Here is a 16,406-nt window from a genome sequence, read left to right as displayed (position 1 = left end):
TGGAGTGGTCAGCGGGACAGGATCACATGGTTGATCCCGGATCTGCGATTCGGCCTTCGAGGTCGGCGACGCCGCGGTCTTGGAAGCGGAGGTTGGAGCGGGCGGCCTCGAGCCGCTCGTCGAAAGTGCGGTCGTCGGCCGTGAGCTGACGGACTCGCTGCTTGAAGGTGGTGTTCTCAGTGGTGATCCGCAGGATGGCCTCCTCGGTCCACTCGACTTCCAAGTCACGGAACTGGCACAGGAGTTCCCGGATGCGGGCGCGCTGAGTGAGGATCTCGGCATGGGCGGCCTCGAGGGCGTCCTCGGCGTTCAGTGCGCGCTCGCGCCACGCCGCTTCACGTTCGCTGTCCTGCTCGGCGAGCGTCTGGGTGCGGCGTTCGCCGGCCTCAGCCATGGCGGTGGTGACAGCCGCTCTCACCTCGGGGTTGTCGTAAAGGAAGGTGCGCGAGACGTCCGCCCGGCGGGGTACCGCCGCAACGGTGACCTGTGCCTTCTCCCGCCGAAGGCGACCAATGCTCTCGTGAATCCGCCCTCCGGTGAAAGGTGCCTCCACGTCGCGTTGATGGCACGAAGTACGCGAAGGGGGTCCCGGCGATCGAGTTCATGGGCGGCAGGACGTACCAGAACCACGGGGCTCCAGGACGCTGAGGTGATGGGCTGGTGACGGACAACGCAGCGGCCACGATGGGTACCGCGCTCCCTGGCACGCGCTGGCGGGGACGGCGCCGTGCCGAGGCCATAGAAGGAAAGATCGTGGGGGCGATGCTGCGGTGGATGCAACGCGGCATCGCTCTGAGGGCGATGAGCAGGGAGGCGATCGGCGGGGAGGCGATCCGCGGGGAGGCCGGTGTCAGCAAAGCCACTCCCTGTCGGCGTTGGCCCAGCAAGGATGCGTTGCTGCTGCACCTACTGGAACGCCTTGGGGCTGAGACCGAGGAAGGGACGGATCTCACCAAGTGCCGCCGCGGGACGGTCTGTTCCGCGTCCTGGAGAGCATCCGGCACACCTACCTCAGCGAACACTCCGACACCAACCTCGGCGTCCTGACCGCGGAGATCCGCACGCTGCCCGAGCTCAACGCCGTTTTCCTCCGTGCGGTCATCGGCCCACGCCGACCACCAGCCTGAATATCCAGGCCTCAGGGAAGCCGGCCTATCGGACTCCGGCCGAGGGATGCCAGCCCAGCCTGCGAGACACGGCCAGACCGGAGCGATGACCGCCGGCCGTATAGCCCGGAGATCGACCGACCCGGCGCCCACAACGACCGACAGGGCTGCGACCACCTCACCATCGGCGTTCAGGATCCGGGTGGCCACCGAGTCAACCCCAAGCGTCGTCTCCTCACGGACGACAGCCACACCGGTCTCGCGGCACTCCGCCAGCATCGTCCACAGCCGCGCCGGATCGGTGACGGTGCGCTCGGTGTACGCCGGCAGGCCCTGCGCAACGACCTGCTCCACCAACTCGGGGCCGGCGTGCGCGAGCAGCACCTTGCCCACGCCGGAGCAGTGCAGCGGCAGCCTCCCGCCGAGCCTCGACATCACGTCGACCGCCTTGCCCGCCGACAGCCGCTCGACGAGAACCGCTTCGGTGCCCTCCAGTACCGCGAGCTGTACGTGCTGGCGCAGTGCGGTGTGCAGGTCGTCCATGAACGGGAGTGCGGCGGTGCGCAGCGGGACACTCAGCGGTGCCAGCGTGCCCAGCTGCCACAGCTGGATGCCCACGGTGAACCCGCCGTCCGGTGCCCGGTCCAGCAGCCCGGCCTCGACGAGTTCCAGCGCCAGTCGGCGCACTGTGGCATGGGGCAACCCGGTCTCTCGGGTCAGGTCGGCAAGGGTGAGCCGGGACCGGCCGGGCCGGAACGCGAAGAGAACGTCGAACAGCCGTGAACTCACGCTGCGACCGGGCTGACCGGAACGGGGCATCAGACCTCAGCTCCTCGTGGCGGCCGCCGAAAGAGGGTGTCCATTGAATGAACATAGACGTTCTCGGCGGTCATGGAGGCCGGTGAGAATCGAGTTCTTACCAGGACGTTCGCCTTCGAGGCAGAGGAGTGGCTCCATGCCCGACCTTGTGCACGGCCCGCGGATCGCCATCATCGGGGGTGGCATCGGAGGTCTGGCCGCCGGCGCCTTCCTGCGCCGCGCGGGGCTGACCGCCACCGTCTACGAGCAGGCTCCCGCACTCGCCGAGGTCGGCGCCGGACTCGTCGTGGCCCCCAATGCCGTACGGCTGCTGCGTCGGCTCGATGTCATCGAGCGGTTCCTGCGCCGGGCGGTGCCGCTGGACTGGGGCTGGGAGTTCCGTCGCTGGGCGGACGGGGGCGTGCTCTCGGTGGAGAGGCTGAGCGGTGTGTGCGAGCGGCTCTACGGCGAGCGCACTTATGCCGTTCACCGGGCGGATCTGCTTGGCACCGTCAGGAGTGCCGTGCCCCATGAATGGATACGGCTGGGCGCACGGTGCACGTCGGTCGAGCCGCGCCCGGACGGCGCGCTGCTGCGCTTCGCCGACGGCAGCCAGGTCGAGGCCGATGTCGTCATCGGCGCCGACGGCGTGCACTCCGTCGTGCGTGGCGCGGTGGCCGAACCCGCCCCGCCGGAGTACTCCGGCATCTGTGCCTTCCGCACCGTCGTGCCCACCCATGCCGCGCCCGAGTTCGCGCTTCGCCCTGCTCAGACCCTCTGGCTGGGGCCCGGACGGCACTTCGTTCACTATCCGATCGCCGACGGGAGCGCCGTCAACATCGTGGCCTTCGCGCCCGCCGGGGACTTCACCGACGAGTCCTGGAGCACGACGGCCACGATCGAGGAGTTCCATGCCGAGTTCGCCGGCTGGGATCCGCGGGTGACGGACCTCATCACCTCCGGCGGGGTTCCCGGCCGCTGGGCACTGCTGGACCGGGCACCCCTACGGCACTGGAGCCGGGGCCGGATCACGCTGCTCGGGGACGCCGCGCACCCCATGTTCCCCTTCTTCGCCCAGGGTGCGGCCCAGTCCATCGAGGACGCGGCCGTGCTCGCTCACTGTCTGGCCGCGTCCGCGGACGACCCCGAACAGGCGCTGAAGCGGTACGAGTCGGCACGCATCGAACGCACCACACGCCTTCAGCAGGTCAGCCGCGCCCGCCGGGACATCAACCACCTGCCCGACGGACCCGACCAGCAGGCCCGGGACGCGACACTCGCCGCAGCCGACCCCCTGGTGAGCAACGGCTGGATCTACGGCTACGACGCCGAGGAAGCACTCACCTCTTGAATCCTCCCCCTCGTGAACGAGAGGGATTTGGCTCAGGCCGCATCCCGGAGCAGCGCTCCGGGAGGTCTTGTGCCTTCGGCACCAGCCGGGTTGAGACCAGCCCGGACGAGCATCACGCGGGCGGAGTTCTTGTCCCTGGGGGAAACGGCTTGGCACGCGGTGCAGGTGTAGGTACGTTCCGACAGCGGGAGTGCGTGCTTGGTTCTCGCTCCGCACTGTGCGCAGTCCATGGTGGTGTGCGCGGGATGCACCAGGCGGACGTCCCGCCCGTGCTGACGTCCCATCTCGGTCAGGGCCTTCTTGGTGGCGCCGATCGCGGCGTCGGCCGCCTTGCGCGCCATGCTGGTCTTGGCCAGGAACTTCGGGCGGAAGTCCTCCACCGCGATCGCGTCATGGTCGCGGACGACCTTCTTCGCCCACTTGCGGCCGGTGTCCTGCCGCTGCCGGGCGGTCTTCTTGTACGTCTTCGCGCGCGGCTTCTTGGCCTCGCGGTAGCCGTTCGAGCCGGGCTGCCCCTTGGCGGGTCCGCGGCGGGCCATCATCCGGTCGTACCGCGACAGTTTCGCCTGGGCTTTGCGGCCGTGCTCGGCGTGGGGCAGGTCGTGGGCGTCGCTCGCGGTGGTGAGGGTCTCCTTCACGCCCCAGTCGACACCGATCACCGCACCCGTCTCGGGCAACGGCTGGATTTCGGCAGGGACGACGAACGAGGCGTACCAGTGACCGACGCTGTCCCGGTACACCCGCACCGAGGAGGGATCGGCGGGCAGGTCGCGGGACCACACGACCCTCAGCACGATGTCGCCCGCGAGGTACAGGAGACCGTCTTTCAGCCGGAAGCCGCGCTTGGTGTAGTTCAGACTCGGGTCGGCGCCCGGCACCACCTCCTCGCGGGCTTCGACGGTCGCCACGCGTTTCGTGCCGCCGCTCATGCCGACCGCCGTGTCATCGCGGTGCGCTCCAGGCGGGCCAGGAGCAGGGGGACACGGCGGGCGAGGATGTCCTCGCGCCGCTTCTCGTACGACGCCCGGGCGTCTTCGTGGAACCGTGCGTGCGTCTCCAGTTGGGCACGCGCCGCCTCCGGACTCGCCCATTCGAAGGAGGCCGCCTTGAGACGCTGGGGGTCCCGCTCGCGCCGTGGTTCCTCGACCTCGTCCACCCGGGACCGAAGCCGATCCCGGCCGGTCAACGCCTGCGCCGAGCGTGGATCCTGCATTCAGACGGACCGGTGTTCCTGCCAGGCGCGTACGTAGGCGCGGCCGTAGTCGTTCCCGTGAGGAGTCCGCAGCACGGTGTGGATGTGGAACGGTTTCGGGGTGTCGTAGTCGAGGAAGACGCCGCAGTGGTGGTCGAGTTCGGCGATGAGCACCGGCGACTGGACCCGGTAGTAGAAGACGTCGTCGGACCCGTGCCCGCCGATCCAGCTGAACCAGGTCTCGTCGAGGTGGTCGCGGACCTCGCGCATCCGGGCCGCGCGGGGGCCGTCGGGCAACAGTGACACGAACGACTCGGCCATCTCCAGGAGGATCGCCCGGCCCTGCTCGGGCATGTCCGCGGCTCGCAAGCCCTCGACCGGGATCACCCGATTGTCCTGGAAGGCGCCGGCGAGGTGCCGCTCGTCTCCGGGGTGGACACGGCCAGGAGGCATCTCGGGATCGACCATGCGCCGGTACACGGTGGCGGTGGCCCGTAGATCCGCCGGCAGCGCGGCCATCAGGTCCGTGCCGAGCCGGATCCGATCGGTGAACGCCGGCGTGCCCGCGCGGGGGCCCTCGTCGATCTCGTTGGGTTCGGCACCGAGGAAGACAGGACTGAGAACCATGCGCCCCTCGACGACGAGGCAGTTGACCGCGCAGTGGTGGCCGAACAACTGCCAGCCCCACGGCGCCACGAGGTCGGGGCTCCCGTAGAGCGCGACGTTGTAGCTGAACTCGTTGAGAATGCTCTCCAGGCCGACGACCTTGCCGAGGAAGCCGTTGATCAGCATCATGTCGTGCACCAGGCGGAAGCCGTCGGGGCTCAGCGACGCCTCGACCAGTGCAAGGGCCTTCCGTCGGACCTCGGGTGGCTGGAACTCCAGGCGGATGCCGGTGTCGAACTGGAGGAACTCCGGATTGGACCAGGTCTGCCACTCGCTCGCGTCCACCGGGTGGCTCAGCTCGGCGCGGCCGTCCTCGTCGAGCGCAGCCATCAGTTCCCGCGCCGCGGCGACCATGCCGGCGACGGGAGCCTCCTCGCCGGGGCGGGCGGGCTCCCAGGTATGCACCTCGGGCCGCGGCGCGCCGTCCTCGGTCACTCCACGGAACTCGGCGAGCTGCAAGGGTTTCCAGCCGCGGATCAGTCCGCCGGTGAAGGGGTCCGCCTTGGCCGCCTCACGGTACTCGTAGGCGTCCAGACCCCTGATCGCGGCGAGACGCGGCGAGTTCTGCGGGTAGAGGTACTTGCGGTACTCGGCCGGCGGCATGGCGGCTCCCGTGTCCGTGCGTTCAGTCGGTGTGGTTGTGGCGTGCGACGGCGGCGCGGACGGCGGCCTCGTCCCCGGCGGCGATCGCCTCGACCAGGTCGACGTGGATCCGCAGCCGCCTCGCGCGGTAGGCGTCGGCGTCCCGGTCGGCGGTGCGCGCGGTGGATGCCGTGAGGTGGCCGAGCGTGCCGAGATAGACCGCGCGGGCCATCACGTTCGGACACAACTGCGCGATGCGCTCGTGCAGCGCCCAGTTGGCCCGCATGAAGGCGTCCCAGTCCGGCGCGGCCGCCATGTCGTCGAGGCATGCCCGTAGGGCCGGGATGTCATCCTCGCCCGCGCACCGGGCGGCGCCGACATCGATCAGCTCCTCCAGGTGGTTGCGCAGCTCGATGGCGTCCGCGACCGTGCCGGGTTCTCCCCCGACGCTGAGCAGGGTGTGGCGCAGCCGGACCACGGGGGTCTGGTCAGCGACGAACAGTCCGCCGCCGCGGCCCGGGCGAATCACGAGCACGCCGCGGTCACGCAGGAGCCGGATGGCCTCGCTGACGGTGGCGCGCGCCAGGCCGGACTCCTGCCGGATCTCCTCGATGGTGCCGACCGGCGAGCCGGGGCTCAGTCCGCGCATGCGCCCCTCAAGGGCTGCGGCGAGTTGCTCGGCTCGCGTGGTGCCAGGGGCGTTCAGGCCGGCCAGCAGGGCTCTTCTCTCAGCGACCATGACATCATTCAACCATAAAGGTTGTAACGTTTATAGTGGTTGCCCTCGTACAAGGTGTCGTCTCTGAGCTGAGGAGTCCGGATGCGGATCGTGGGAGTGGAGTACGACGGCGAGGTGCACGTGGCGAACCTGTCCCCCGACGGCACGGGTGTCACGGTGGTGGCCGGACTGCGGGAGTTCTGGAACGACCCCGAAGGATCTCTGGCCCGCCCCCCGGCCGGCGGGACGCTGCCGGTGGGTGAGGCGCGCCTGGTTCCGCCTGTGCTGCCGGAGGCGCAGGTGCTGTGCGTCGGGCTGAACTACATCGAACACGCCGCCGAAGGGTCCTACCGGGACCAGGAACTGCCCGAGCACCCCACGCTGTTCGCACGGTGGACGCGGTCGCTGACAGTCGGCGGCGCCGACATACCCGTGCCCTCCACCGAAGACGGTCTGGACTGGGAGGGCGAGATCGTGGCCTGGGTGGGCCGGACGCTGGTGGACGCCGATCCCGGCGAGGCGCTCGCGGCGGTGGTCGGCTACTCGACGTTCAACGACGTCACCGCGCGACGCGCGCAGAAGCTGACCTCGCAGTGGACCCTCGGGAAGAACGCCGACGGTTCCGGCCCGCTCGGCCCCATGGTGCCGACCGCCGAGGTCGGAGACCTGCGCGACGGGCTACGGGTCCGGACCCGGGTCAACGGCGTGACCGTCCAGGACGGCTCCACCAGCGACATGGTCCACCACGTGGGAGAGACGTTGGCCCATGTCTCGCGCACCCTCACGTTGCACCCCGGTGACCTGCTGGCAACCGGCACCCCCGCCGGTGTCGGCTATGCCCGTACACCGCCCTGGCTGCTGCGGCCCGGCGACGTGGTGGAGGTCGAGGTCGAGCGTCTCGGGGTTCTGCGCAACACCGTCGTCGGGAACGAGCACCGACGGAGTCCCCTTTCCCGGACTGCGGAGAGGGTTGTTGGCCGAGCCAACTAGCCCGCCGGTAAGGTCGTTCCTGTGGCAGCGGAGGAGACGACATCAGGGAAGTCGGCAGCACCGTCCGGCAAGCAGCAGCGCCGGAGGCGCCCCGACGATCCCGGTCGTCGACGGGATCCGGTGGGCACCCGACGAGCCATCCTCGCCGCGGCCGGCGAGGAGTTCGGCGCCCACGGGTTCGACGGGGCGCGGGTGGTCCGTATCGCGGAGGCGGCCGGTGTCAGCCATCAGCTGATCACCTACTACTTCGGGGGCAAGCGCGGGCTTTACGAGGCGTTGAGCGAGCGGTGGCTGGGGACGGCCCTGCCGGTCAGTCAGGACCCGACCTTTGCCGCGGCCGTACGGCGCTATGTCCACATGGCCCATGAGGACCCTGGCTGGGTCCGCACGTTGACACGCGAAGAGCCCGGCTCACGCCCGCCCGCCGAGGACGAGCGGGCTGCCGAGCTGTTCAAGAGCATCGAGGAACTCCGCGAGCGGCAGGCACGGGGAGAGTTCCGCGCCGACCTCGATGTCGGCGCGGTGTCCCTCGCCTTCTTCGCCGCCTCGATCGCCCCGGTGGCCCTGCCCTGGATCGCGCGCGAGTTCACCCGCCAGGACCCCTTGTCGCAGGAGTTCATCGACCACTACGCCGAGCAGGTGGCCCGGATCATCTCCGCACTCGCCGAAGCCACGGCGGACGGGGCGACGGTGGACGACACATCGGGGGACAGCGCACCAGCGGACGACGCATCAGAGGACGGCGAGCCCGAGGAATGACGGCGTCCGTGCTCCCGCATGCCGGAAGCACGGACGCTCAGCCCGGCGGGAGTCGCCGGGCCAGCTGCATGTGCGCCAGCTGCCAGCCGCCCGAAGCGGCCTCCACCCAGACCCGGCTGACGGCGGCCTGGATGACGAAGGGGGTCAGCTCGGGCACGAAGGCGACGCGCATCTCCTGCAGGCAGCTGACCACGGCCGAGCCGCCGAATTCCTGGACCGTCACGTCGTAGGTGTCCACCTGACTGGTCCGGCCCAGGCGTCCGGCGTACCGCAGCCAGTCGTCCGCGCCGTGGATGTGGCCGACCGCCGAGTGCACGACGACGCAGTCGGGGTGCAGCAGCGCGCGAATGGCCTGCTCCGGGTCGGGGAGTGTCTGTGCCGCGAGCCAGGCGGTCTCGGCCTCCTCGACCGTGGCCGGGGCGGGGGCGGGGCGGGCTGTCGCCGCCGTGGATGAGGTGGTCACAGTTCCAGCTCCAGGAGGGGGGACCGGGACCGCGACGAGCACGGGGTGAACAGGCCCTCCGCGCGCTCGTCGTCGGTCAGGACGTCGTCTCGGTGATCGGGTTCGCCGGCGCGCACCCGTACGACGCACTCACCGCAGATGCCCTGTCCGCAGGAGTTGGGTGCGTCGACTCCGTTCGCCAGCAGGACGTCGAGGACGCTCTGCTTCTCGGGGACGTGGTACTCCGCTCCTGTCGAGGACAGCCGTACCGTGAACGCGTCGTCTCCTCCGCCGTCGGGCTCGGTGGCGGGCGCCGAGGCGCTGAAGCGCTCTTTGTGCAGAGCGGACGCGGGCCATCCCAGCTCGGCCGCCCGCCCGAGCACGTGGTCCATGAACCCGCCCGGGCCGCAGACGTACACCGCGGCGTCGGGCTCGGCTTCCCCCACGTCGCGCCCGAGGTCGAGGCGTTGCTCCGGGGCCTGGTCGTCGAAGTAGAGGGTGACCCGCGGATGGCGCTCCAGTTCGGGGACGAACGCGGCATCCGTCCGGCTGCGGGCGCAGTAGTGCAGGTGGTAGTCGCCGCCGGTGGCGTCGAGCGTCTGTGCCATCGACAGCAACGGGGTGATGCCGATGCCGCCCGCGAGGAGCACGTACCGACGCGCGGGCGTCAGGCCGAAGCGGTTGCGCGGCGCGGCGATGCGGAGCGTGTCGCCCTCGGCGAGGGCGTGCATCGCTCGGGAACCGCCGCGCGAGGCGGGATCGTGCAGAACCGCGAGCCGGTACTGCTTGCGGATGCCCGGAGGTCCGCACAGGGAGTACTGCCGGATCAGTCCCGCCTCGCCGATCTGTACGTCGATGTGGGAGCCGGCCTCGTACTCCCACAGCTCGTCTCCGTCGGCCCGGGCGAGGTCGAAGACCGCGATTCTCGGCGTGGCGTCGTGCCGGGCCACGACGACCGCGTCCGTCCAGGTGGTGCTCACGCCTTGGTCACGCCCCTGCCGGACTCGGGGTGTCGTCCCCCGGCTCCCGCCGGATGACGGCGCCGGATTCGACGTGTCGCACCGGTTCTCCGGGCGCGCCGACGCCGAGCGGGTTCCGGCCGGCCTCGACGTCGTCGATCATCGTGCGCAGCATGCGCCGGAGCATGACGACGCCACGGTCGGACGGGGCCAGGGTCTCCTCCGAGTGCTGGGTGATGTCGCCCTGCGAGCTCTGGGCCTCGTAGTCGCCGGGGAAGCGCCGGCGCTCCTCGTCGCTGAGGAGCCAGCCGTCCTTGCCGTTCTGCTTGATGCCGAAGACGAAGGACTTGAGCCGCTCGGGGTCGGCGGAGCGGATCGAGAAGACCAGCCGGTGGTGCGTGTCGTCGGCCGGGACGACCCAGATGAGCATGTCGTGCCGGGCGTCGGGGGTCACCCGGACGAAGTCGGGGAGGCAGATGATGTTCGGCAGCTGGAGCTCCACCGACCAGTCGATGTCCACCAGTTCCCCGTCGGGACCCTTCTTGTCCTGGTAGCGCTGGAGGTACTTCACGCCGTGGTCGGTCCGGTGATAGGTGATGCGCTCCGCGACGGTGGAGGCGTCATAGAAGTTCTCGGGGAAGCCAGTGGTGCCGGTCCCCTGGAACTGGAACCCGCTGTGCGTGGAGTGGAGCCACGACGCGTGCACCGGGTCGACCGCGTTCTCGAACAGCTGGAGCCAGTTGAAGTCCTGCTCCAGGCCGATGACCTCGGCGCCGGGTACCAGCCAGCTGCTGAAGTAGGTCTCCCCCTCTTCCAGGGGCTCCAGGCTGTCGAAGCGCGGCAGCGGGGGCTTGAGCTCGGGCGGGCCCATGTAGACGAAGACCAGGCCGTACCGCTCCTCCACCGGATACCACGGCTGGCGCGCGAGGTGGCGGCGGCCTCCACCGCCGACCTCACAGGCCTGTTCCAGACAGTGACCCCGCACGTCGAACTTCCACCCGTGGTAGCAACAGCGGATGCCGTCCTCCTCGATGCGGCCGTAGAAGAGGCTGCTGCCGCGGTGCGCGCATCGCTCGAAGACGACGCCGGGGCGGCCCTGACCGTCCCGGAAGACGATCAGGTTCTCGCCCAGGAGGCGGGCGCGGTGCGGAACGTCGCTGGTGAGGGCGGTGGAGCTGGCGATCGGCTGCCAATAGCGCCGCAACGCCTCGCCCATGGGCGTGCCCGGCCCGACCTCGGTCAGGCGGGCGTCGTGAGAGGAGGGCTTACGCCCGTAGCCGGTTCCCGTGTCGGTCACGGTGGTGTCGGTCATGCTGAACCATCTCCTCGGCATTGAGGCAGTGGGGACGCGTGGATGAGTGCCACCGGGGGTTCGGATGGCCGCGCGAGCCTGTGACGAGGCTCCGTCGTGCTCCCGTCCGGCGGGCACGCACGAGCGTGCGGCGGTCCTTCTTCCACGGCTCTGGCAGACGCCGCAGGCGGTGCGGCCCACGTGGCGCTTCTAGCCGTTTTACGGCTCTGATGAAAAACTGTCAACGCCACTGACCTGCTTTGATGAAATACTTGCAGAAGTCTGTCGCATCGACGAGAGCCCTGTTACGTTGTGCCTGCGCCGAGGCGACGAGCCGCTCAGGGACGTTCTGCCGCCTCGCGATCACATCTGAGAACGCGCCGCGAGCGACCGCCTTCCCGCGCCTCCCCGCGCCCCGCCTGCCCCGCGCGTTCGTTCAAGGCCTCGAAGGAGACGATGATGTCTGGACCTTCCGCATGAGCGCCGGGCACGGCACCGAGTACGACTACGTCGTCGTCGGTGCCGGTACGGCCGGCTGCGTCCTCGCCGCGCGCCTGTCCGCCGACACCGGGACACGCGTGCTGCTGATCGAGGCCGGCCCGCCCACCGATCGCAGCCTGCTCGTGCGGCTGCCCCTCGGTGTCGGGCTGCTGTCGGGCCGCAAGGACATCAGCTGGGGATACGAGACGGAGCCCGAGCCGGGACTCAACGGCAGGCGCATCCCGGTCCCCCGTGGCCGACTGGTCGGCGGGACCGGTTCGATCAACGGCTCGACCCACGTCCGCGCGCACCGCCTCGACTACGACGACTGGATCAAGTCCGGTGCCACCGGCTGGGGTTGGGACGACCTGCTGCCGTACTTCCGACGCTCGGAGAACAGCTGGCGCGGAGACACCGAGCACCACGGCGGGTACGGACCCGTCACCGTGTCGACCGTTACCGGAAGAGGTCCGTTCGGCAGGAGTCTGGACCGTGCCGCCCGCTCACTGGGCATCGAGTTTCCCGACGACACCCAGAGCGGCGACCCCACCGGCGCCGGCCAGAACGAGACCGCGATCCGCCGTGGCCGACGCCACAGCACCGCGGCCGCCTACCTGCGCCCCGCGATGCGGCGACGGCCGAATCTCACTCTGCTCACCGGGGTGCTGGTGGACACGCTCGTGATGGATCGGGGACACGCGACCGGTGTTCGTGTCGTGGAAAGCGGACGGAGCCGCGTGATCCGGGCGGCCCGCGAGGTCGTGGTCTGTGGCGGCACGTACAACTCGCCGCAGCTGCTGATGCGTTCGGGCATCGGCCCGGCTGACCACCTGCGTGAGCACGGCATCGACACAGTGGCGGACCTGCCCGGAGTCGGCGCCAACCTGCAGGAGCATCCGGCGGCGCCCGTGCTCTTCGACGTCAAGGATCCGGTGACCTTCCACGAGCACCTGCGCGCCGACCGTGCGGCGCTCGGCGCGATCCGCTGGTTCTTCACCGGCACCGGTCCGCTGGCCCAGATGCCGGAGTTCCTGTCCGCCTACGTCCGTACCCGCACCGACCTTGACCGTCCCGACGGGTTCCTCGGCATCCTGGCCGGCGGTTTCGGCGCCCGGCCCTGGTTCCCCGGCGTGCGACCGCTGAAGGACCGCCACTGCGTGGCCCTCAACGCCGTCGCGACCCCCCGCAGCCGCGGCGAGGTCCGGCTGGGTTCCGCCGACCCGACCGCCGCTCCGCGCATCAGGTTCAACCTCCTCACCGAGCCGGAGGACGTCGCCGCCCTGCGGGAGACCGTGCGCACCACGCTGGCCATCCTGCGCAGTCCCGAGGTCGCCCCGATGATCGGGGCGGAACTCGCGCCGGGTCCCGACGTGCGCACCGACCAGGACTTCGAGCGCTATCTGCGGGAGAGCGGCTACTCCGCCAACCACGCCTGCGGCACCTGTGCCATCGGCACTTCCGAGAACGCCGTCGTCGACCCCGACCTGCGGGTGCGCGGCATCACCGGACTGCGCGTCGTCGACGCCTCAGTGCTGCCGAGCGTGCCCGGAGCGAACATCAACGCCACCGTCATCGCCGTCGCCGAGAAGGCGTCGGACCTGATCCGCGGGGTCCCGGCCGGCTCCGGTGCCACCGTCACCCCGCTCCATGAGAGGAACGCAGGATGAGGGAGCCCCTGACCTACGCCATCGCGCACGGGGCGGCCGAGGCCACGCTGGAGGCGGCCCGGGCCGAGGGCGTGCGCATCTGCGTAGTGGTCGTCAACCGCAGCGGCATCACCAAGGTGTTGCTCAGCGACGACGGGGTCGGCCCCATCGGGGTCGAGACCGCGCGCCGCAAGGCCTACACCGCCGCCGTCTCCGGCATGCCGACCTCGACGTTCGCCGCCTTCGCCGCATCCCCCGCGATGGCCCTCGCGCCGGTGCACCTGGTCGACGCCCACCTCCTCCCGGTACCAGGAGGAGTGCCCCTCACCGTGGACGACGGTGAGGTCATCGGCGCCGTCGGCGTCGGCGGAGCCGACGGCGAGACCGACGAACGGCTCGCGTCCCACGCCCTGGAGGCACTGAAGGACCTGCTCGCCTGAGAGCGCCCGGCACCACCCGTGACATTCAAAGGAGAACGACAGTGATCGAGGACTTCCTCGTCGTCGAGGGCGTGGCCCACAACTACAACTTCCGGCCCGAAAACTGCGTCAACCCGCACATCGGCGCGGCCATCGGCGAGCACCTCTATGCCCTTCACAAGCGGGTCGGCGGACCCGAGTACACCCTCGAACGCTCCACCTACATGCAGGGGGCGGGCGCGGACATCATCGGCCGGTCCCTGCTGGCGGAGAGCCAGACCGACGTGATCGCCTACCACGAGACCCCCATCTACGGGCACTTCCGTGACGGCGGCTCGGCGCTGAGCTACGGCCTGGAGATGCGCGAGAAGTGGCCGGAGCGCGTGCTGATCTACGGTGCGGTGTCCCCGCTGCGTCCCGGGGCGCTGGACCGGGTGGACGAGTTGGTGGAGAAGCACCGGGTCAACGCCCTCAAGCTGTATCCGATCGACGTCGTCGAGGGCCGGGCGACCGCGCTGGACATGGGTGACCCGGAGATCTGCTTCCCGCTGTTCGAGCGGGCCCGGCAGCGCGGTCTGAAAGTCGTGGCCATCCACAAGGCCCTCCCGGTCGGGCCCGGCCCGACCTCCGCCCTCGGGCTGGCCGACGTCGAGGCCGCCGCGCTGGCCTTCCCCGATCTCACCTTCGAGGTCGTCCACGGCGGCATGGCCTTCGTCGAGGAGACGGCCCTCCAGCTGGAGTCCTTCCGCAACATCTGGGTCAACCTGGAGGCGACGTCGTTCCTCGCGGTCTACGCGCCGCGGCGCTTCGCCCAGGCGATGGGCGCCTTCCTCGCGGCCGGTGGCGGCGACCGGATCGTCTGGGCGACCGGGTGCGACGCCGTTCACCCCCGGCCGGCGATCGAGGCGTTCTGGAACTTCGAGATGCCCCGTGACCTGGTCGAGGAGTACGGACTGCCGGAGCTCACCAAGGAGGTCAAGGCCGACATCCTCGGGCGCAACTTCCTGCGGATGCACGACATCGACGAGCAGGACCTCCGCGACCGCATCCGCGGCGACGAGTTCGACACCACCGAACTGCGGCAGCCGTGGGGCGGGCGCGTCGCCCCGGTGGAGGACGACACACTGGCGGGTGCCCGATGACGATCACGGAAGCCACGGTCCGCGCGACGCTGAACGAGATCCTCGATCCGTGCAGCATCACCGCGGGAGTGCCCGCCGGTCTCGACGACATGGGGCTCCTCACCGACATCCGCATCCAGGACGACATCGAAGTCGACGGCGGCGGCCGACGCGTCGCGGTCACCGTCGGGGTGACCGAGCCCAGCTGTGTGCTGATCGGCTCCTTCGCGAACGAAGCCCACACCCGGCTCGCGGCTCTGCCCGGGGTGTCAGCGGTCGACGTGACACTGGCCGACGACTTCGACTGGACCCCGGACCGGCTCGCACCGCACTATCAGCGGCGGCTCGCCGAGCACCGCGCACAGGTGCGTCGCGCTCTCCCTCTCCTGGCCGTGACCGCGACGGGACCAGCCCGTGAACGGTGAGACCGCACAGCAGCCGGACACCTCCGACCTCACGGCCGTGCTGGCGAACAACGCCGACGTCATGGGCCGCTTCATGGAAGGGCTCAGCCAGGCACCGCGCCCGCCCGAGAGGCTCGACCCGGCTCCCGTCCGGGTGATGCGCGATCTCGTGTTCAGCAGGCCGTCGGACGGCGCGACCGACCAGGCGGACCTGCGCATGGACCTGTACCTGCCGCAGTCCGGACCGGCTCCGGCACCCGTGATCGTATGGCTTCCGGGAGGCGGCTGGCGTACCCAACAACGAGGCCATGGACCACAGTTGACCCGCCTCTTCGCCGAACGCGGTTACGCCATTGCCGACATCGAGTACCGGTCCTCCGAGGTCTCTCCCTGGCCGGCCCAACTCCACGACGTCCTCGCGGCGTTGCACTACCTGCGCGGCATCGCGGACACCTCTGGCCTGGACCCGGCGTCGATCGGGTTGTGGGGCAGCTCCGCCGGAGCGCACCTGGCACTGCTCGCGGCCTTCGCGGCCGACACCGACGGCTCCCCCGCGGCGCCCGGTGTACGAGCCGTGGTGGCGGGCTATCCCCCCACGGATCTGCTGACCCTCACCGACGACGCCCTGCCCGGTGGAGTACTGGGCGTGGATCCCACCGATCCTGCCTGGGGCCTCCTGGGCGGGCGCCCGTCGGACCGGGCCGCCACCGCCGTCGAGGCCAGCCCGGCCCGGCAGGCCCACCCGCGCGTTCCGCCCGTGCTCCTGCTGCACGGCGACGCCGACCTCCTCATCGGCCCGGCGCAGAGCCGTCGGCTCCACGACGCCCTGGTCACGGTGGGCGCCGAGTCCCATCTGCTGCTGGTCCACGGCGCCGACCACGGCTTCCTCAACACCGGCGACTGGGAACTGCACCCCATGACAGCCACGGTGCTGTCCTCCCGCACCCCGGACGTCGAACGTTCCCTGCTGCTGACCCCCGCACTGATCGAGCGCTTCTTCGACCGCCATCTGCGAACGGATCCATGGCATGCCTGACACACCACCGCGCTTGGACGACGTGGGCCGGGCCCTCTCCCGCCTCGCGCTGGCCGCCGTCTTCGTCTCCGGGGGCCGCCACGTCTGGCAGCACCCGGACGGCCCCGCGCAGGGAGCGGAGACCTTCCTCGAGCGGTGCCGGCGTTCGGTACCCCTCCTGGACCGGTTCACGGACCGCCAATTGGTCCGCGTCAACGCAGCCGTCCACGTCACCGCCGGAGCCGGGCTGGCGGCCGGCCTCGCCCCCGCGGCCTGCGCGACGGCGCTCGCCGGCTCGCTGGTGCCCACGACACTCGCCGCCTTCCCCTTCTGGACCCAGCCCGACGGCCCGCAACGCCTCCGCCAGCAGGGCGACTTCCTCAAGAACCTCGCCCTCGCCGGGGGGCTGCTCGCGGTCATCGTCAACGACGGGCGACGAACCGGGCGCACCTCCAGGTAGCCGGCCC

At 70.4% G+C, this 16,406-nt stretch carries 17 protein-coding genes and 2 pseudogenes; 10 read left to right on the top strand and 9 right to left on the bottom strand.

The features are described 5' to 3' along the window. Positions 1 to 22 precede the first annotated feature (22 nt). Positions 23 to 553, bottom strand: a complete 531-nt coding sequence (locus tag OG568_RS59145; RefSeq protein ID WP_329538196.1) for a DUF6262 family protein — start codon at positions 551 to 553, stop codon at positions 23 to 25. Between the two features lie 403 nt (positions 554 to 956). Here OG568_RS59145 and OG568_RS59140 point away from each other — a divergent pair, with 403 nt between their 5' ends. Further along, positions 957 to 1,127 (top strand): hypothetical protein, encoded by a 171-nt coding sequence (locus tag OG568_RS59140; protein ID WP_329538345.1) that lies wholly within the window; start codon positions 957 to 959, stop codon positions 1,125 to 1,127. A 171-nt stretch (positions 1,128 to 1,298) separates the two neighbouring features. On the opposite strand, the pseudogene OG568_RS59135 reads toward OG568_RS59140, so the two are convergent. Beyond that, a pseudogene (locus OG568_RS59135) lies at positions 1,299 to 1,925 on the bottom strand (IclR family transcriptional regulator); the annotation flags it as partial. A 136-nt stretch (positions 1,926 to 2,061) separates the two neighbouring features. Between OG568_RS59135 and OG568_RS59130 the strand changes: the two are divergent. Further along, positions 2,062 to 3,255, top strand: coding sequence for an FAD-dependent monooxygenase (locus tag OG568_RS59130; protein WP_329538195.1), 1,194 nt, complete (start codon positions 2,062 to 2,064; stop codon positions 3,253 to 3,255). Positions 3,256 to 3,287: 32 nt separating this feature from the next. Here the strand turns inward: OG568_RS59130 and OG568_RS59125 are convergent. From OG568_RS59125 to OG568_RS59110, 4 genes and pseudogenes are all read right to left on the bottom strand, one after another. Further along, positions 3,288 to 4,118, bottom strand: a pseudogene (locus OG568_RS59125) (RNA-guided endonuclease InsQ/TnpB family protein); the annotation flags it as partial. A 62-nt stretch (positions 4,119 to 4,180) separates the two neighbouring features. Then, complete coding sequence (locus OG568_RS59120; protein WP_329538194.1) at positions 4,181 to 4,468, bottom strand: hypothetical protein; 288 nt, start codon at positions 4,466 to 4,468, stop codon at positions 4,181 to 4,183. Continuing rightward, complete coding sequence (locus OG568_RS59115; RefSeq protein WP_329538193.1) at positions 4,469 to 5,716, bottom strand: DUF3500 domain-containing protein; 1,248 nt, start codon at positions 5,714 to 5,716, stop codon at positions 4,469 to 4,471. Positions 5,717 to 5,738: 22 nt separating this feature from the next. Then, on the bottom strand, positions 5,739 to 6,434 hold the full coding sequence (locus OG568_RS59110; protein ID WP_329538192.1) for a FadR/GntR family transcriptional regulator: 696 nt from the start codon (positions 6,432 to 6,434) through the stop codon (positions 5,739 to 5,741). 81 nt (positions 6,435 to 6,515) lie between these two features. Here OG568_RS59110 and OG568_RS59105 point away from each other — a divergent pair, with 81 nt between their 5' ends. Beyond that, positions 6,516 to 7,403, top strand: coding sequence for a fumarylacetoacetate hydrolase family protein (locus OG568_RS59105; protein WP_329538191.1), 888 nt, complete (start codon positions 6,516 to 6,518; stop codon positions 7,401 to 7,403). 21 nt (positions 7,404 to 7,424) lie between these two features. Beyond that, positions 7,425 to 8,162, top strand: a complete 738-nt coding sequence (locus OG568_RS59100) for a TetR/AcrR family transcriptional regulator (protein WP_329538190.1) — start codon at positions 7,425 to 7,427, stop codon at positions 8,160 to 8,162. Positions 8,163 to 8,199: 37 nt separating this feature from the next. Here OG568_RS59100 and OG568_RS59095 read toward each other — a convergent pair whose 3' ends face one another. Genes OG568_RS59095 through OG568_RS59085 form a run of 3 tightly spaced genes read right to left on the bottom strand, consistent with a single transcriptional unit; the run spans position 8,200 to position 10,875 of the window. Next, the gene (locus OG568_RS59095; RefSeq protein WP_329538189.1) at positions 8,200 to 8,625 is read right to left on the bottom strand and encodes a nuclear transport factor 2 family protein; all 426 of its coding nucleotides are present in this window, start codon (positions 8,623 to 8,625) and stop codon (positions 8,200 to 8,202) included. Continuing rightward, positions 8,622 to 9,584 (bottom strand): PDR/VanB family oxidoreductase, encoded by a 963-nt coding sequence (locus OG568_RS59090; protein ID WP_329538188.1) that lies wholly within the window; start codon positions 9,582 to 9,584, stop codon positions 8,622 to 8,624. The genes OG568_RS59095 and OG568_RS59090 overlap by 4 nt, the downstream gene beginning before the upstream one ends. A gap of 7 nt (positions 9,585 to 9,591) precedes the next feature. Beyond that, positions 9,592 to 10,875, bottom strand: a complete 1,284-nt coding sequence (locus OG568_RS59085; RefSeq protein WP_329538187.1) for a Rieske 2Fe-2S domain-containing protein — start codon at positions 10,873 to 10,875, stop codon at positions 9,592 to 9,594. A gap of 455 nt (positions 10,876 to 11,330) precedes the next feature. Between OG568_RS59085 and OG568_RS59080 the strand changes: the two genes are divergently transcribed. From OG568_RS59080 to OG568_RS59055, 6 genes are read left to right on the top strand one after another with little or no spacing between them, the layout of a single operon-like run. Further along, positions 11,331 to 13,001: a GMC family oxidoreductase gene (locus OG568_RS59080; protein ID WP_329538186.1), complete on the top strand. Its 1,671-nt coding sequence runs from the start codon at positions 11,331 to 11,333 to the stop codon at positions 12,999 to 13,001. Beyond that, on the top strand, positions 12,998 to 13,420 hold the full coding sequence (locus tag OG568_RS59075) for a GlcG/HbpS family heme-binding protein (RefSeq protein WP_329538185.1): 423 nt from the start codon (positions 12,998 to 13,000) through the stop codon (positions 13,418 to 13,420). Before OG568_RS59080 ends, OG568_RS59075 begins: the two co-directional genes overlap by 4 nt. A gap of 41 nt (positions 13,421 to 13,461) precedes the next feature. Further along, positions 13,462 to 14,541 carry an amidohydrolase family protein gene (locus OG568_RS59070; RefSeq protein ID WP_329538184.1) on the top strand — a complete coding sequence of 360 codons (1,080 nt, stop codon included), beginning with the start codon at positions 13,462 to 13,464 and terminating at the stop codon, positions 14,539 to 14,541. Then, a complete protein-coding gene (locus OG568_RS59065) occupies positions 14,538 to 14,945 on the top strand; it encodes a metal-sulfur cluster assembly factor (protein ID WP_329538183.1) in 408 nt (135 codons plus the stop codon). The genes OG568_RS59070 and OG568_RS59065 overlap by 4 nt, the downstream gene beginning before the upstream one ends. Then, positions 14,935 to 15,960, top strand: a complete 1,026-nt coding sequence (locus OG568_RS59060; protein WP_329538182.1) for an alpha/beta hydrolase — start codon at positions 14,935 to 14,937, stop codon at positions 15,958 to 15,960. Before OG568_RS59065 ends, OG568_RS59060 begins: the two co-directional genes overlap by 11 nt. Further along, positions 15,953 to 16,399 carry a DoxX family membrane protein gene (locus tag OG568_RS59055; protein WP_329538181.1) on the top strand — a complete coding sequence of 149 codons (447 nt, stop codon included), beginning with the start codon at positions 15,953 to 15,955 and terminating at the stop codon, positions 16,397 to 16,399. The genes OG568_RS59060 and OG568_RS59055 overlap by 8 nt, the downstream gene beginning before the upstream one ends. The last annotated feature ends 7 nt before the right edge of the window (positions 16,400 to 16,406 follow it).

Origin of the sequence: Streptomyces sp. NBC_01450, assembly GCF_036227505.1 — a bacterium.
Classification (GTDB): Bacteria; Actinomycetota; Actinomycetes; order Streptomycetales; family Streptomycetaceae; genus Streptomyces.
This window is presented reverse-complemented; position numbering and strand designations above follow the sequence as displayed.